This window comes from Bacillus sp. SH5-2 (genome assembly GCF_008368905.1).
Classification (GTDB): Bacteria; Bacillota; Bacilli; order Bacillales; family Bacillaceae_G; genus Bacillus_A; species Bacillus_A luti.
Genome location: NZ_QOSD01000037.1, coordinates 46446 through 61293 on the forward strand (window position 1 = coordinate 46446; position 14848 = coordinate 61293).

13 protein-coding genes are annotated in these 14848 nt (G+C 33.2%); 7 read left to right on the plus strand and 6 right to left on the minus strand.

Features of this window, described 5'->3' with window-relative positions:
* Positions 1-10: 10 nt before the first annotated feature.
* The 3 genes from DN410_RS25895 to DN410_RS25905 all read right to left on the minus strand — a co-directional run bounded on the left by DN410_RS25895 (position 11) and on the right by DN410_RS25905 (position 2135).
* Complete coding sequence (locus DN410_RS25895) at positions 11-688, minus strand: YdcF family protein (protein WP_149178589.1); 678 nt, start codon at positions 686-688, stop codon at positions 11-13.
* Positions 689-781: 93 nt separating this feature from the next.
* The gene (locus DN410_RS25900; RefSeq protein ID WP_149178590.1) at positions 782-1291 is read right to left on the minus strand and encodes a DUF3916 domain-containing protein; all 510 of its coding nucleotides are present in this window, start codon (positions 1289-1291) and stop codon (positions 782-784) included.
* A complete protein-coding gene (locus DN410_RS25905) occupies positions 1284-2135 on the minus strand; it encodes a LysR family transcriptional regulator (RefSeq protein WP_149178591.1) in 852 nt (283 codons plus the stop codon). Before DN410_RS25905 ends, DN410_RS25900 begins: the two co-directional genes overlap by 8 nt.
* An 86-nt stretch (positions 2136-2221) precedes the next feature.
* On the opposite strand from DN410_RS25905, the gene DN410_RS25910 reads away from it, so the two are divergent.
* On the plus strand, positions 2222-3454 hold the full coding sequence (locus tag DN410_RS25910; protein WP_149178592.1) for an MFS transporter: 1233 nt from the start codon (positions 2222-2224) through the stop codon (positions 3452-3454).
* Positions 3455-3564: 110 nt separating this feature from the next.
* On the opposite strand, the gene DN410_RS25915 is transcribed toward DN410_RS25910, so the two are convergent.
* Positions 3565-3795: a hypothetical protein gene (locus DN410_RS25915; protein WP_149178593.1), complete on the minus strand. Its 231-nt coding sequence runs from the start codon at positions 3793-3795 to the stop codon at positions 3565-3567.
* A 258-nt stretch (positions 3796-4053) separates the two neighbouring features.
* On the opposite strand from DN410_RS25915, the gene DN410_RS25920 reads away from it, so the two are divergent.
* From DN410_RS25920 to DN410_RS25945, 6 genes are all read left to right on the plus strand, one after another.
* Positions 4054-5181, plus strand: coding sequence for a serine hydrolase domain-containing protein (locus tag DN410_RS25920; protein ID WP_149178594.1), 1128 nt, complete (start codon positions 4054-4056; stop codon positions 5179-5181).
* 288 nt (positions 5182-5469) lie between these two features.
* Positions 5470-6627: an agmatine deiminase family protein gene (locus DN410_RS25925; RefSeq protein WP_149178595.1), complete on the plus strand. Its 1158-nt coding sequence runs from the start codon at positions 5470-5472 to the stop codon at positions 6625-6627.
* Positions 6628-7034: 407 nt separating this feature from the next.
* A complete protein-coding gene (locus DN410_RS25930; protein WP_149178596.1) occupies positions 7035-8006 on the plus strand; it encodes an agmatine deiminase family protein in 972 nt (323 codons plus the stop codon).
* Between the two features lie 40 nt (positions 8007-8046).
* Positions 8047-8868: a MerR family transcriptional regulator gene (locus DN410_RS25935; RefSeq protein ID WP_149178597.1), complete on the plus strand. Its 822-nt coding sequence runs from the start codon at positions 8047-8049 to the stop codon at positions 8866-8868.
* Positions 8869-8949: 81 nt separating this feature from the next.
* On the plus strand, positions 8950-10677 hold the full coding sequence (locus DN410_RS25940) for an amidohydrolase (protein ID WP_149178598.1): 1728 nt from the start codon (positions 8950-8952) through the stop codon (positions 10675-10677).
* Between the two features lie 107 nt (positions 10678-10784).
* Entirely contained in the window at positions 10785-11831 is a 1047-nt protein-coding gene (locus DN410_RS25945) for an agmatine deiminase family protein (protein ID WP_149178599.1), read from the plus strand.
* Positions 11832-11881: 50 nt separating this feature from the next.
* Here DN410_RS25945 and pepF read toward each other — a convergent pair whose 3' ends face one another.
* Both pepF and DN410_RS25955 read right to left on the minus strand, forming a co-directional pair.
* Positions 11882-13669, minus strand: a complete 1788-nt coding sequence (pepF, locus tag DN410_RS25950; protein ID WP_149178600.1) for an oligoendopeptidase F — start codon at positions 13667-13669, stop codon at positions 11882-11884.
* A gap of 117 nt (positions 13670-13786) precedes the next feature.
* Entirely contained in the window at positions 13787-14578 is a 792-nt protein-coding gene (locus tag DN410_RS25955; protein WP_149178601.1) for an arylamine N-acetyltransferase family protein, read from the minus strand.
* Positions 14579-14848: the final 270 nt, after the last annotated feature.

A 14848-nucleotide genomic window follows, 5' to 3' on the forward strand; every position in this document is an offset into this window, starting at 1 on the left:
CTTGTTTTTATTATGCTAGATTATAGTAATAGGATACATATTCTTCTAGACCATGAACCTCTTTTTCAGGCGGCTCAATACCACCTTTTCTGCCGTAGCAAACATTTCTCAAGTATTCTCCAAAAATCATAGAGCGACTCTTTTCATTTTCCATCCAATTATATCTATTAATTATAAACTCACCATCGAAACTTGTATCAAATGTATATGGGATACAAGTAATATTTTTAGGTAAATGTTTTTTTAATACTCTATATTGCCGACCAGCGCCTAAGCTTTTGCATACAAATAGTAGCCGATTAATCTTTGTGAAATCAAAAATCTTTTTCGCTTCCATTACATTAGCGATAGAATGGAGGGAGTTTGTCTCAAACATGATAGCGTCTTTTGGTACGCCATATTCAATTAATTTATTTACAATTACTTCTGCTTCTGACAAATCCCCGTAATTCCAGCTCGGATGTTTCATGCCATGCAAACTGGTACCACCTGTAACGATAATTTTATTTCCTAAACCTTGTCGATAAGATTCTAGAGGAGCTTGCCAATTGCCAGGATGAGAACCACAGAAAACGAAAATTGCATCACATTTTTGAGGTGTTATTTCTTTTAGAAAAGTGATTTCTGTAATTTCATCGATTTGTTTTTTTGTAAGAGTAGGGACATCAGGATATTTAGGTATTACCATTTGAAAACCTCCTATATAATAAAATGATAGATTCATTATATAGCGATTTTGTTAAGTGAAAAAAGGGAAGCTTTTCATTTGAGAGTACCCCTTTTAAGATAACTCTCCAATAAACCAAATCTCTTTTTTATCGATTGCATCCTCATCATAAATGACTTCTTGAAAGTGCAAGATTTGGGCAGTAGGACAAATTGAAATTCCCCATGTTTCCCAAAAATCAATTTCATTTGAAAGAAGAATCCATTTTTGAAATTCATTATTTTTATAAAAAAAATTTTGAAAGTAGTCATCGTTTTTAAATACGATAATTTGCGATCCCCACAAATTTTCTATAGAAATTAAAACAACAACCTGATATGTATTTGTATCGTTCGGTTTTATTTTTATTAAATGGTTTGCTAGATTTAATAAGGTTTGTATACACAATCGTTTTACTTTTCTAGGTGTTTTACGAGAATCGATAAAAGCTTGGGAAACTGGTAAAGGCATATACCAATATTCATCGTTATAAAAAGTAGAAGGGAACGTTTTTGTATGTTCTGCAATTCGTTTTGTCATAGCGTTTGTTTTTCGTTTCATACCACGTATTTTCTTTTCACGCATTGTGAGTCAACTCCATAAATTTTTGTAATGCAGCAGAGTAATATATATCTTTTCTAGTAATAAAAGTAGTAGGAACTTTTTTGAAGTTATTTGGTAAAGGATTGAATGATAAGTCATGTTCATGTCCTTTTAAAATAGATTTCATCATAATTGCTACACCCATACTTGATTTTACGCATGCGAGTATTGCTTCAATTGTTCCGAATTCTAAAACTCGTTTAGGTGAGATCCCTTCTTCTTGAAGTAAGTCTTCTAATAAACTTCTATAATAGCAACCGTGACTAAAAGCAAGTAAATTCATATTTTCTATGTCTTTAAGAGAGGATAGACGTTTTTTGCTAATGAGCACTAATTCTTCTTCACGAAATACATTTGTATGAAGTTCAGCATGATGAGTAGATCCAGCTATAAACGCCCCGTCTAGTTTTCGTTCTAATACAAGCTTAATTAGTTGTTCGGTCGTATTGGTTTCTAAAATCAAATCTACTTTTGGGTACTTCTCATAGTAGGCTGTTAATATAGAGGGGAGCCTTACCGCAGTTGTAGATTCTGTACATCCAATTTTCAAAATGCCTTTTGGCTCAGTTCCATTACTTTGAACCGCTTTTATTGATTGATCCATTAAGTTGATAATTTGTTTGGCATATGTTAATAAAATCTCACCGTTAGAAGTTAAAGTTACACCTTTTCTGTTACGGTAAAATAAAGGAACCCCTAATTCATTTTCTAGTTGTTTCATACGCATTGTTACGCCTGATTGCACATAGTTCAAATTTTTAGCTGCGTGAGAAATATTACTTTTCTTCGCAACTTCGTAAAATACAGTTAAATCTTTTATATCCACCTATCATCCCTCCGGAAAAGGTATCAATTTTTTTGATGGATTATATGATGAATCTTTATTTTATATGATATTAGAACTTTCATACAATGGAAGGGGATGGAGGGATTATTGTGTTAATTGAAGAAAGGATGAATAGTACTTATAAGTGGGTTATGTTAATTTTTGCAACGGTTGCTCAAACAACTGCGACGCTTATAACGTATGGTGTTGGGGCTTTCGCTTTATTTTGGAAAGAAGAATATGCGCTTACGAATATGGAGAGTGGATTGTTAGTAAGTGTTGTAAATGTTGGACCATTATTTTGTATGCTTTTTGTTGGTCGGCTACTTGATCAGTATAATGAAAAAATATTAATTTCTATCAGTTCATTTTTGCTAGGGAGTTCGCTTTTACTAACTAATATAGTAAGTGGATTAAATGGGTTGCTATTTGTATTTTTATTAGTAGGAACGTTTTATAGTGTTTCCCAGCCAGGAGGAAGTAAAGTGATTTTAAAATGGTTCCCAAAAGAAAATCGTGGATTAGCGATGGGAATAAGGCAAGCTGGTATACCGATTGGTGGCGCATTAGCGGGAGTGCTAATCCCGTTTCTTACAATACAATATAATGTGGCTTACGCGATAAATAGTATTTCATGCATTTGTATAATTGGAGGATTATTATTTTTTTTGTTTTATAAAGAGCCATGTGTTCATAAGGAAACAAAGAAAGAACATATTAAAATTTCTTTTTGGACGGAGCTACAAGTAGTGATATATAAAAAAGAATTATATCCAATTTATATAACGGGGATTTGCATGATTTCATTACAAATGGTGTTAGTTGGACACTTCATGAAATTTTTAGTAAGGGAACAATCAATTACATCTACTGTAGCTGGAACAGTATTTTCAGTTATGTTTTTTTCTGGAATGATTGGTCGTGTTGTATTAGCAGCTATTAGTGATGTATTGTACAAGGGGAATCGGCGCACGCCTTTATTTATAGCTGTCTGTGCTTCTATCGGTTTGATTCTATTGTTAGCAATGAGCATACATATAATAGCGAGTGGAGTATTGTATGGTGTAAGTGCATTGTTAGGCTTCTTTTCAATTGGATGGTTTAGTCTTTTTGTCGTCGAAGTTGCTGAACTGGCAAGTGAAGAAGCTGTTGGAATAACAGTTAGTTTGGCACTTACATTAAATCAAATTGCTATTATTGTTGCACCTGTTTTATTTGGTTATATTGTAGATCAGAAAGGGTATACGTATGCGTGGCTGTGTATAGTGGTATTATTAAGTATCTCGGCAGTGAGTTTATATAGTAAAAACAAAAAATAAAGGAATGTTAGCAATGTAAATTTTCTATGAAGAAAGTCTAAAGAAATGCCGAATGAGCGACATTTCTTTTTGAATTTATTGTATAATCGAAATATAAATGAGATTCGTTTTCAATGACGTTCGTTTCCTCTTTTGAAATTACCTGTTATTTTAGCCATAATTAGTTGTTTTTCTTTATCGTTATTTGCATGATGTATTTTGTTTGAAAATTTTTCAGCATCATTTCCTTTTAACATCATAATTCGTTTTCCGTAATATTCAATTAAAACTATGTTATTTTTTGTTACCCGATAATGAAACATTCTATCATCTAAACGATTGCGTCTGTCAGTATTCTTCATATTACATCTCCATTCTTATTAGTATGTAACAAATGTTACAAAAGAAATTGAAATTATAGTTTGACGCATCCGATTGTATGGTGGAAATTTTGTAAGAAAGAAATACAATAGAGAGTAGTCAAAAATTGAATATGAGAAAAAGGGATCTAGTTTAAATAGAGTGAATGTTAGATAATATTATAAAGTATTTGAAAATTAAAAGATATAGAATAGAATGGACGTACGTTAAGTGAAACTAGATAAAAGAGGGTTCCTATTATGTTAAAGAAATGGTTAATTGTTTTCTTTATTTTTGCTGTTTTTTGTGGAAGTGTCGCTACACTCATACATGCAAATAAAGGTAAGAAATATGATATAAAGGCATTTTCTAATTTAAATGGTAAGCGTAAGGACGATATGCAAGAGGTTAGCATAGCTGAAAAAAAGCGTTATGAAATTGCAGCAGAAAGACTAGATCAATATTTAAAAGATAAAGGATTTAATGGAAGTGTTCTTGTAGTAAGTAAAGATCATGTGATTTTACGAAAAGGTTACGGTTATGCGAATGTGAAGGATAAAGTATTAACGACGCCAAGAACGAAATATCGTATTGGTTCTATTACGAAAACAGTCGTTGCAATATCTATTATGCAGCTAAAAGAAAAAGGGAAATTAAATATTGAAGACAATGTAAATAAGTATATTCCATCGTTTCCAGCAGATAAAAATATTACGTTACGAAATTTGTTAACACATACGTCTGGGTTGCCAGATCAGGGGCAAGGTAGGGTTGATGCGGCTTCGCGTTTAAAGTTAGTAACGTGGATTGGTTCGCAGGCGTTACAATTTCCTGCAGGGACAGGGTGGAAATATACAGACTATAATTATATGGTACTTGCGTATATTGTAGAAAAGGTGGCAAATAAACCGCTCGCTGAATATGTGAAAGAAAATATTTTTACGCCTGTTGAAATGCATGAATCTGGAATGGGGGCAAATCTCCCAGAAGATATTTTTTTAGCAGAAGGTTATACGAAAAAAGATAATGAGTTAATAGCTGCACCCCGCATAAAAATGAACTGGTTGTATGGGTGTGGTGAAATGTATACGACTGTTGAAGATATGAAAAGATTAGATGAAGCTATTATGGATGGGAAACTGCTGTCTAAACAAAGTGTATTAGATATGTTTACTGCATCACCTGTAAGAAAATATGGATTTAGTTTCTATACGTATCCAGATTATTATCATAATCATGGCGTATTAGCAGGTTGGAATACCTTTAATAATTTTAACTGGGATAAACGAACGTTTGTCATATTATTCTCTAACGTACAAAATGGTATGAATGATACATTTAATCAAGAGTTTAGAAAAATGGCGAATGATTTAATAGAAGGAAAATAATAATGGGAAAATCGGTATTGATATGTAATTATCAATACCGATTTTTTTATTTAGTAATGTTTTACTTAATGAATAAGCAAGTATGAGAGGCGATTACTATTAGAATAATTTTATATAGGAAGTTAAATGATATGAATGTTATATATAGGAAAGGTACTGCACGAAGTTCATCTATTGTATTGAATGTATGCGGAAGATTAATTGGTAAATTTTACATTGATAAAAAACTTGAGCTTTACACTATGTGAACCTTTATATTATTGGAGACAAGAGCAGGAGGTTGAACAAATGAAAAAAATAGTAAAGCTTTGTTTAATAAGTGCATTATCTACAGCGATTATTAGTGGATGTTCTTTTGAAGAGAATAATAAAAATGCAAAAGGAAAAGAGGGGGAAAAGGTAGAGGTACAGGAAAATGCTGGGAAGTATACAATACCAGATGAAAAAGATAAACATGAAGGTACATGGCTGCAATGGCCTCATGAATACACATATGGTGAAGAGTATCAGCAGGAAGTTGAACCTATTTGGGTTAAGATGGCAAGTACTTTAACTGAGGGGGAAAAAGTCCACATTGTTGCATACGATGAGGAGGAGAAAGAGCGAATCAATAAGCTTTTAATAGATAAAGGACTGAATATGGATAAAATTGATTTCTTTATCGCTCCTACGGATGATGTATGGGCACGAGATAGTGGACCGATTTTTGTTTATGACAATAATAAAAATTTAAAAATATTAGACCCAGCATTTAATGGATGGGGAAAGAAAACGCCGTACAAAAATGATGCTCGTATACGTGAAAATGTGAGTAAACAATCAGGGATTGAAAGAATTGATTGGGGAAAGTTTGTCCTTGAAGGCGGCGCAATTGAATTAGATAACAATGGGACTGCTTTATTAACTCGAAGTGCGGTAACGAATAAAAATAGAAATCCTGATTTATCAGAAAAGGAAATTGAAAAATATATAAGTGATCTTGGGGTATCAAACTTTATTTGGTTAGATGGAGTGCCTAATTTAGATATTACGGACTTTCATATTGATGGATTTGCTAAATTTCATAATAAATCTACCATTGTAACGATGAAAGAAGATGATCTAGCCGAATGGGGTTTATCTAATAAAGATATGGATACATTGTTAAATGCAAAAAATGCTTCAGGAAAGAAATATAAGTATGAATACTTACCGCTTAGTAAAGAAAAAGTTGTATTAGAAAATGGAAAAACTCTCGATTATAAAGGGTCATATATCAATTATTATATTGGGAATACAGTGGTATTGGTGCCTAATTATAATGATCCAAATGATAAAATCGCAAACGATACGATTCAGAAATTATACCCAGGTCGTAAAGTAGTTGGTATTGATGTGAGAGAGCTTTATAAAAATGGCGGTATGATTCATTGTGTGACGCAACAACAACCCGTTAGTTTGAAGTAGTAAGTGGAAATATAACTATCGGCAGGGATGTCCATAGTCGAACTTTTGGCTAGGTGACATTCTTTTTTATTTGTATAAAAGGGAGTAAAGGTGTTGAAAGAAATTATCTTAATTAGCTTCATAATGATTGGATTTATGATTCTAGCATTTAACTGTATACTTTCATAATTTTAAAGATTAAAAAGGAAGAGGTTTTTGAAAATAGGGTTCATTACAATTATTAAATATGTATATGTTAAATCTTTGTCAAGAGTCAATGTAAGGCTTATTTATATAAATATATAATATTTCCTCGTGCTATAATCCATTCAAGAAATGTGCACGTTTTAAAAGTTGTAATGAAAAGTGAAAAATATCGAGGAGAAGAGCGGGCTAATTAAATATTATACAAAAGAGAGGTAAAGAAGATGGAACAAAAGGGAATTATTTTTACTGCGATTCCAGATGAATCAAATGAATATTATGGACCGTTTTATGAAGAACTTATTTATTTTAATGAAAATTTAAATGGGAAAAAGGGAGTTACAGACCAACTTATTTCTTTATCTGTTGAAGAACAAGAATTCCATACGAGCTTTTTTGAGTATGATGATATTTGGTTAAGAGATGTTGCACCAGTTGTAACGAATCATCTTGTTAAATTTAAATATCGACCAAATTATTTGCCAGATGATCAAGGGCGATATTTAGATCACCAATTTAATAAATGGTTGAAAAAGAACGACTTTGAATATGTGAAATCACCATTAATATTGGACGGTGGTAATCTTATTTGGAACAAAAAAGATACTGTTATTTTAACAGAACGCATATTTGATGATAATGATGATTGGACAGAAGAGGAAATTATAGAGCAATTAGAGTGGGATTTAGATGTGAGCCGAGTTATTATTATTCCTGCTGAAGAAGGAGATGTACTGGCGCACGCAGACGGAATGGTTAAATTTATTGATGAACACACAATGTTTATTAGTGATTTTCTAGGGGATCATGAATTTAGATATCATGTTCAAGAGATTATTCAAGAGCAAATGCCAGAAGCTGAATTTATAGTTGTTCCTTCGTCATATACAGAGAAAGGCCAATATGATCAAGAAATAGCGTCGGCAAAAGGCTTATATATAAATATATTAGAAACATGTGATGCTCTTTACGTTCCTAAGTTTGGATTAGCTAAAGATGGGGAAGTATTACGATATATTCAACAGTATACGGAGAAACAAGTTATTCAAATTCATGTAGGAGAAATATCGACTATGGGAGGCGCAATGAATTGTTTAACATGGTATTGTCCGAGTCATTTATTACCTTCAAAAATGAAAAGATTGAGTAATCAGAATGGAGAATCTTCAATTAGAAAAATTTTTGATTGGTTTTAATAAATAAGCGTATAAGAAAATGTAGTCAAGGGGTATGTATATGTATACAATTACTGAATTTTCACGGATTTGCAAAATGAGTACGCGAATGCTAAGGCACTATGACAAGGAAGAGATATTGAAACCAGCATATGTGAATCCAGTGAATGGATATAGATATTATGAGCAAGGACAGCTAGAAATAGCGTTGAAAATTAAAAAGCTGAGGGAGTACAAGTTTCCTTTGCTGAAAATTAAAGTAATACTGCAGTCATCAGATCAAGATTCATTTATTCACCATATGCAAGCGCAAATTATCGAGTTGTCTCATGAGGTGAAACAAAATTTACAGGTTATTTCTGAAATGAATGAAATGGTAAATATGAATACGGCTTTAAATATTGCTCGCCATAGAAATTACGATATATTAAATGGAACGAGAAATGAAATAACAGTAATTGCTCAGAGGTTGCAAATAGATATAGATCATATGGATGATTATTTTTATGACTTATATGAAGAAGTACAAAAAAATAGTTTGCAAATAGTAGGCTCTCCTTCTACCGTTTTTTATGATGAAGAGTTTATGCCGGGTCACAGTGATATTGAATTAAGAATTCCGATTATGGATGGTGACGATAAAAATGAATTACAAGGATGCGAAATAAAAAAGATACATCAACATCAAATTGTTACTACTATGCATTATGGTAGTTATGACTATATAGGTTATGCTTATATGGCATTAGAAGAGTGGGTGGAAAAGAACGGTTATAGAATAGATGGTCATCCATATGAAGTTTATATAAAGGGACCTGAATGTGATTGTTTAGTAGAAGAGTATGTGACACAAATTTGTTTATTACTTACGAAAATAGAATGAGAATAAGGATTGACATTAACATTATGTCAATCCTTATTCTATATACGAAAGCAATTTATCATAATAAAAAGGAGAAAGAATATGAAAAGAACAATCATGATTATTTGTCTGGTTCTCAGTATGGTATGGATTTCAGCGTGTACGTCTGAAATAGGAAAAGGTGAGCTACCGAGTCAGTTACCTAAAAATGTAGTGTTGAAAAATGGGGCAATTTATACTTCAAATGAAAAGCAAGAAATGGCAGAGGCTGTGGAGATTAAAGATGGGAAAATCACTTTTGTCGGTTCAAATAAGGATGTAGAAAAATTAATTAATAATGATACGAAAGTGATAGATTTGCAAGGACGTCAAATTCTTCCTGGTTTTGTGGATAACCATAATCATATTTTTGAAGCGAAATCACCAGCAGCAGGGAATTGTAGTGTCTCACCAGATGCTTCGCTGCAAAAACAACGCTCTTATTTAAAGGATTGTAAAAAAGATGTGAAAGATGGCGAATGGGTAAGTGGAACAGGATTTAGTTTGGAAGAGCTATTAAAAGATATGGACGAAAAAGCAGAACAACAAACGCCATTACAAGTTCTTGATGAGTTATTTCCTAATAATCCAGTATTAATTATGGAAAGAACCTCTCATTCTGTATGGGTTAACTCAAAAGCACTCGAGTTAGCTGGGATAAATAAAGATACGAAAGATCCGCAGGGTGGAAGAATCATTCGGGATCCAGAGACAAGAGAAGCTTTTGGTATTCTTTATGATACAGCTGGAGATATTGTGATGGAAAAAGCATGGAATTCTCAGCCGAAACTTTTTGAAAAGAATTACGACGGTTTGTTAGACGGTTTAGATGAAGTTGCGAAGAATGGTATAACTACAGTTGGTGATGGCCGTCTTTATTGGAAACGAGGCTGGTTAGATGTTTGGAATAAAGTAAATGATGAAAAAAAGTTAACAACGCGAGTAGTACTTCGTCCATGGGTATATCCGAATTTAAATGAAGCAGAACAAATGGAGTATTTTAAGAAAATTAAACGTGATGATTTGTCATCCCGCATGCTTATTAATCAAGTGAAAATGTACAGTGATGGAATTAGCATTAATAGTACAGCTAAAACACTAGAAAAATATAAATTTGAGTGGTTTCAAGGAACCCCGTATGGTTTGAACTATATTCCAGAAGAAAAAATGAAATGGTGGTTGACTGAACTGAATAAAATTGGTTACGGTGCACTCATTCACACAATTGGAGATGGCGGGGGAAGAGAGAGTTTAAATGCGATTGAAGCGGCGAAAACAGAAGGTGCAAAACAGCCATATACGCTTACGCACGTGGAAATGGTAGAAGATAGTGATATAAATCGTTTTGCTAAATTAGGTATTAGCGCTGATTTCCAAGTAGGTCATGATTTTGCAGAAGATCCTAAACAAAGCTGGGCAAGTACGTATTTTACAGATCAGCAAATGAAACGAATTATGCCGTTAGGGCGAATTTGGAAAACCGGTGCGAATGTATCACTTAGTAGTGATTGGGATGTAAACGAACTGAATCCACTTGTGACGATTTCGAATGCATTAAGCATTGATGACAAGGGCTTGTCTGATGTATACGCAGCTATTGATGCCTATACAATTAAGCCAGCTAAAGCGCTAGGTCTTGATAAAATTACTGGCTCGATTGAAGTAGGGAAATCAGCTGATATGGTATTACTAGATGAAGATATTACTAAAATGAGTGCCGATAAGATTCCGAATGCGAAAGTTTTGGTGACTGTTTTACAAGGAGAAATAGTGTATCACAAGGAGAAGTAAAGAGTCACCTTATAAAGTTTCTACAAGTAAATGAATATATTCTTGTTGACCTTAACACGATGTCAAAGTATAGACTGGATCTGCATTCATATAAGGGGTGAATATATATGAGAAATATAGAAAATAGTTTGTTTTATATGCCAGCAGAATGGGAGAAACATGAGGGGACATGGCTCCAATGGCCTCATGATAAAACGCATAGGGGAGAAGGCTATAGAGCTAAGTTAGATGATATTTGGGTATCGATGGCAAAGGAACTTCATTATGGAGAAAATGTGCATATTGTTGTATGCGATGAGGAAGAGAAAGTACATGTCCAATCAAAGTTAATGGAAGCGAAAGTAGATATGGATAAAATTGATTTCTTAGTACAAGAAACTGATGATGTCTGGATACGAGATAATGGACCGATCTTTGTGAAAGATAAAGAGGGAAATCTGTGCCTAACACACTGGGTATTTAATGGTTGGGGAGATAAATATCCGTATGTAAACGATGCTATTATACCAACTAAAATAAGTGAAAGGTATAGCATTCCAAAAGTTGAATCTAGTGTCTGTCTAGAGGGCGGGGGAATTGAGATAAACGGAAACGGAACCTTAATGGCAGCGAAAACGTCTATTATAAATGAAAATCGAAATCCTACACGAAGTCAGGAAGAGATTGAAATGGAGTTAACGAAATATTTAGGGGTAACGAATTTTATATGGATAACTGGTATTCGCGGTGAGGATAATTATGATGAAGATACGGATTACCATATAGATGGTGCAGCACGTTTTGTAAATGAAAATACGATTCTGTATGAATATGATCCTTTTAAGGAAGGGGAGTCGTATCTTTTGGAGGCGTACGAAAAGCATTATCAAGAATTGCGACAAGCAAGAAATATAGATGGAAAGCCATTTCAGCTCATACCAGTACCAGTAACGAGAAAAATAGTTAAAGGGACAGATTGTAAAGGCTCGTATTTGAATTTTTATATTGGAAATGAAGTCGTATTGGTACCTATATACGGTGACGAACATGACAAGTTAGGGTTGCAAATTATTGAAGGTCAGTTTCCAGGGAGAAGAATTGTTGGTATTTATGTGAATGAATTGTATGCGTATGGTGGTATGATTCACTGTGTGACGCAGCAATATATAGGATAAAGTGATTCAAATGAAAAAGCATGCAGATTATATATTCTGCATGCTTTTTTCTATAATGCTGAAAATTCTTCAACAAGTTGAGCGAATCGATTTAATGCACTTTCAATCGGTTCTGGTGTAGTTAAATCGACACCAGCTTTTTTTAGTAGATTTAGTGGGTAATCTGAACTTCCGCCTTTAAGGAATTCGATATAGTTTTTCTGTGCATTTGGATCGCCGCTTAACAATTTATCGGCGATTTGAATGGCAGAAGCAAATCCAGTTGCGTATTTGTACACGTAAAATGGACGATAGAAATGAGGGATTCTAGACCATCCGTATTTTACTTCTTCATCAAATACAAGTGAATCACCATTATATTCTCTAAATAGATTTTCATATATTTCACTGAAGATTTTTTCGTTTAATGGTTTACCTTGCTCCGCCATTTCATGTGTAATTTTTTCAAATTCTGCAAACATGATTTGTGTAAAGAAAGTGCCTTTAAAGCTATCGATAAAGTAGTTAATTAAATGATTACGCACGTTCGTTTCTTTCGCTTCTTTTAATAAATAATGGATTAATAACACTTCATTTACTGTAGAAGCGACTTCTGCAACAAAGATGGAATAGTGTGCAGAAATTCTTGGTTGGTATCCGTGTGAATAATGTGTATGCATGCCGTGACCACACTCGTGTGTAAGAGTGAAAAGGCTATTTAAATCATCGTGATGATTTAAAAGAATGAAAGGATGAACGCCGTATACACCAAAGTTATAAGCACCAGAACGTTTTCCAGGCGTTTCTCTCACATCTATATATCGTTTATCTTTAAAGCTTTTTAATGTTTCAATGTATTCTTCTCCTAAAGGAGCAAGTGATGCAATCATAATATCAAATGCTTCGTCATATGGAATGTCTTGTTTCACACCCGTTACTAAATCGACGCTTAAGTCGTATTGTCTTAGTTCGTCTACATTTAATTTTTCTTTTCGAAGTTCATTATATGTGTGTAAAGATTGAATATTTTTCTTCGTCGTATCAATTAAATTGTCATATACTTCTTTCGGAACCATATCACCAAATAATGATTTCTCTAAAGCAGATGGATACTTTCTTAGCTTCGAAACAGTAACGTTATTTTTAATTGCAGCAGATAAAGTAGAAGCGATGGAGTTCTTTAATTGAACATACGGTTTGTAATACGCTTTATACGCTTCTTTTCGCTTATCGCGATTCTCATCTTCTATTAATTTTGCATACATTCCGCGTGTTAAGTTTACTTTCTTACCATCATCAGTAGTCACTTCACCAAAAATGATATCTGCATTATTTAACATACCAAATGTGTGCTGTGGAGAAGAAAGTGCTTCACCCATTTGTGATAAAATTTCTTCTTGATCCTTATTTAATACGTGCTTTTTATAGCGGTACAATTCAAATAAATCTTCTTTGTAATATTGCAAGCCTTCTGTTTCATCTATGTAAGTATGTAATGTGTTCTCATCGATGCTAAGTAAGAATGGAGAGAAGAATGATTTAGCTGCACTGACTTTTACATGTAATTGTGATACTTTATCAACAAGTGATTGAGAGTTCGTATCGCGTGTATCTAAGTCAGATTGTAATCGTGCGTAAGCAAACATTAAAGATAATATGCTAGATACTTCTTCGCTCTTTGTTAAATAAGCTAGTAAACGATCGCCATCGTGAATGTTGCCGTTAAATTCTTTTAGTTCGTTTGTTAACAACTCTATTTTTTTATAATCATTTTCCCAATCTTCAAGTGTGTGGTATATATCAGTTAAGTTCCATTTTTCATTATCAGGTACGTTTAATCGATCTGTAAGTTCTATCATAATCATTCCCTTTCTACGTATGTAGTTATATTCCTATATAACTATGAAATACAACAAATTGCAAAAAATCCCTGCTGAAAATTGAAAAGCATCACCAAAAGTGGCAATGCTTAAAGGTTATAATGTAATTCCAAATTTCGAATGTAAAAGGTTTGCATATTGTTCGTTTGTAACGGTTTCTTTCGTTTTTTTGCCGTTTTTCGCTACTGTAAGGCTATCTTTCGTTAAAGAGGCATGCCCATCTTCTGTAAGTTTTACAATGAGAGGCATTTTATTAAATGGTGAACCTTCATGTTCAACGATAATTTTTTGTGCTGCATTTGCTTTTTCTTCATTTACTGCATCTGAATAAAATGCATAGCCTAATGTCCAATCATCAGCAGAAGATTGATCTAGAAACTCATTATTTTTACGCATTTCTAAAATGTAATTTCCTTTTTCAGTCGTTTCTTTACGAATGCGATAATCTCCTGTAACAGAGTGAACAACTTCACCAGAGAAAGGAACAGGTGCAAGAGGTAAGTATGACCCGAACCCAACTTCAATTAAATAAAATTCATCCTGATATTTTAAAATAGTTGCGATATGTCCGGAATCAACAGCCCATATAGAATTTGCTGCATTATACACTGTTCCCGAAACGCAATGAACATCGAATCCAGAGTCTTTAAGGAAATAATACATAGTAGGATTTAATTCATAACAAAGACCGCCACGGTTGTTTACTAAAATTTTTTCTTTTAAATTCTCTTTTGATATTTCTTTAAAGTTCTTTTCGAGAACATTTAAGTTTTCAAATGGAACGGTTTGTGCCATTGCGTACATAATGTGAGGTAAATCCTCAAATGAAATAGTTGCTATTTCTTCTATATGTAATCGTGCGAAAAATTGTTTTTGAAAGTCTGTCATGGAAATCCCTCCGTTAAAACGATTTATATATATTGTATCTAATATCGAAAGAGGAAACATCTGCATATGTGCGTACGACTAAAGTATGACACCTTTACTTCTTGCTATACATATAGTATGATGATTTCAGTAAATTAGATTTCAATGACTATAATATAAATTAATGAGAGGTGCTTTTTGTGAGTGCGGTAGGTACTAAATAGGAAAAATTTAATGAAATAAATCGGATAAGATCAGGGGATTTTTATGTATATCATACCCCTAAATTTG

What these genes read in the sequence shown, in the direction of transcription:
- DN410_RS25895 (WP_149178589.1), bottom strand. Translation starts at nt 688, where the DNA reads ATGGTAATACCTAAATATCCTGATGTCCCTACTCTTACAAAAAAACAA.
- DN410_RS25900 (WP_149178590.1), bottom strand. Translation starts at nt 1,291, where the DNA reads ATGCGTGAAAAGAAAATACGTGGTATGAAACGAAAAACAAACGCTATG.
- DN410_RS25910 (WP_149178592.1), top strand. Translation starts at nt 2,222, where the DNA reads ATGGAAGGGGATGGAGGGATTATTGTGTTAATTGAAGAAAGGATGAAT.
- DN410_RS25915 (WP_149178593.1), bottom strand. Translation starts at nt 3,795, where the DNA reads ATGAAGAATACTGACAGACGCAATCGTTTAGATGATAGAATGTTTCAT.
- DN410_RS25920 (WP_149178594.1), top strand. Translation starts at nt 4,054, where the DNA reads ATGTTAAAGAAATGGTTAATTGTTTTCTTTATTTTTGCTGTTTTTTGT.
- DN410_RS25925 (WP_149178595.1), top strand. Translation starts at nt 5,470, where the DNA reads ATGAAAAAAATAGTAAAGCTTTGTTTAATAAGTGCATTATCTACAGCG.
- DN410_RS25930 (WP_149178596.1), top strand. Translation starts at nt 7,035, where the DNA reads ATGGAACAAAAGGGAATTATTTTTACTGCGATTCCAGATGAATCAAAT.
- DN410_RS25935 (WP_149178597.1), top strand. Translation starts at nt 8,047, where the DNA reads ATGTATACAATTACTGAATTTTCACGGATTTGCAAAATGAGTACGCGA.
- DN410_RS25940 (WP_149178598.1), top strand. Translation starts at nt 8,950, where the DNA reads ATGAAAAGAACAATCATGATTATTTGTCTGGTTCTCAGTATGGTATGG.
- DN410_RS25945 (WP_149178599.1), top strand. Translation starts at nt 10,785, where the DNA reads ATGAGAAATATAGAAAATAGTTTGTTTTATATGCCAGCAGAATGGGAG.
- pepF (WP_149178600.1), bottom strand. Translation starts at nt 13,669, where the DNA reads ATGATAGAACTTACAGATCGATTAAACGTACCTGATAATGAAAAATGG.
- DN410_RS25955 (WP_149178601.1), bottom strand. Translation starts at nt 14,578, where the DNA reads ATGACAGACTTTCAAAAACAATTTTTCGCACGATTACATATAGAAGAA.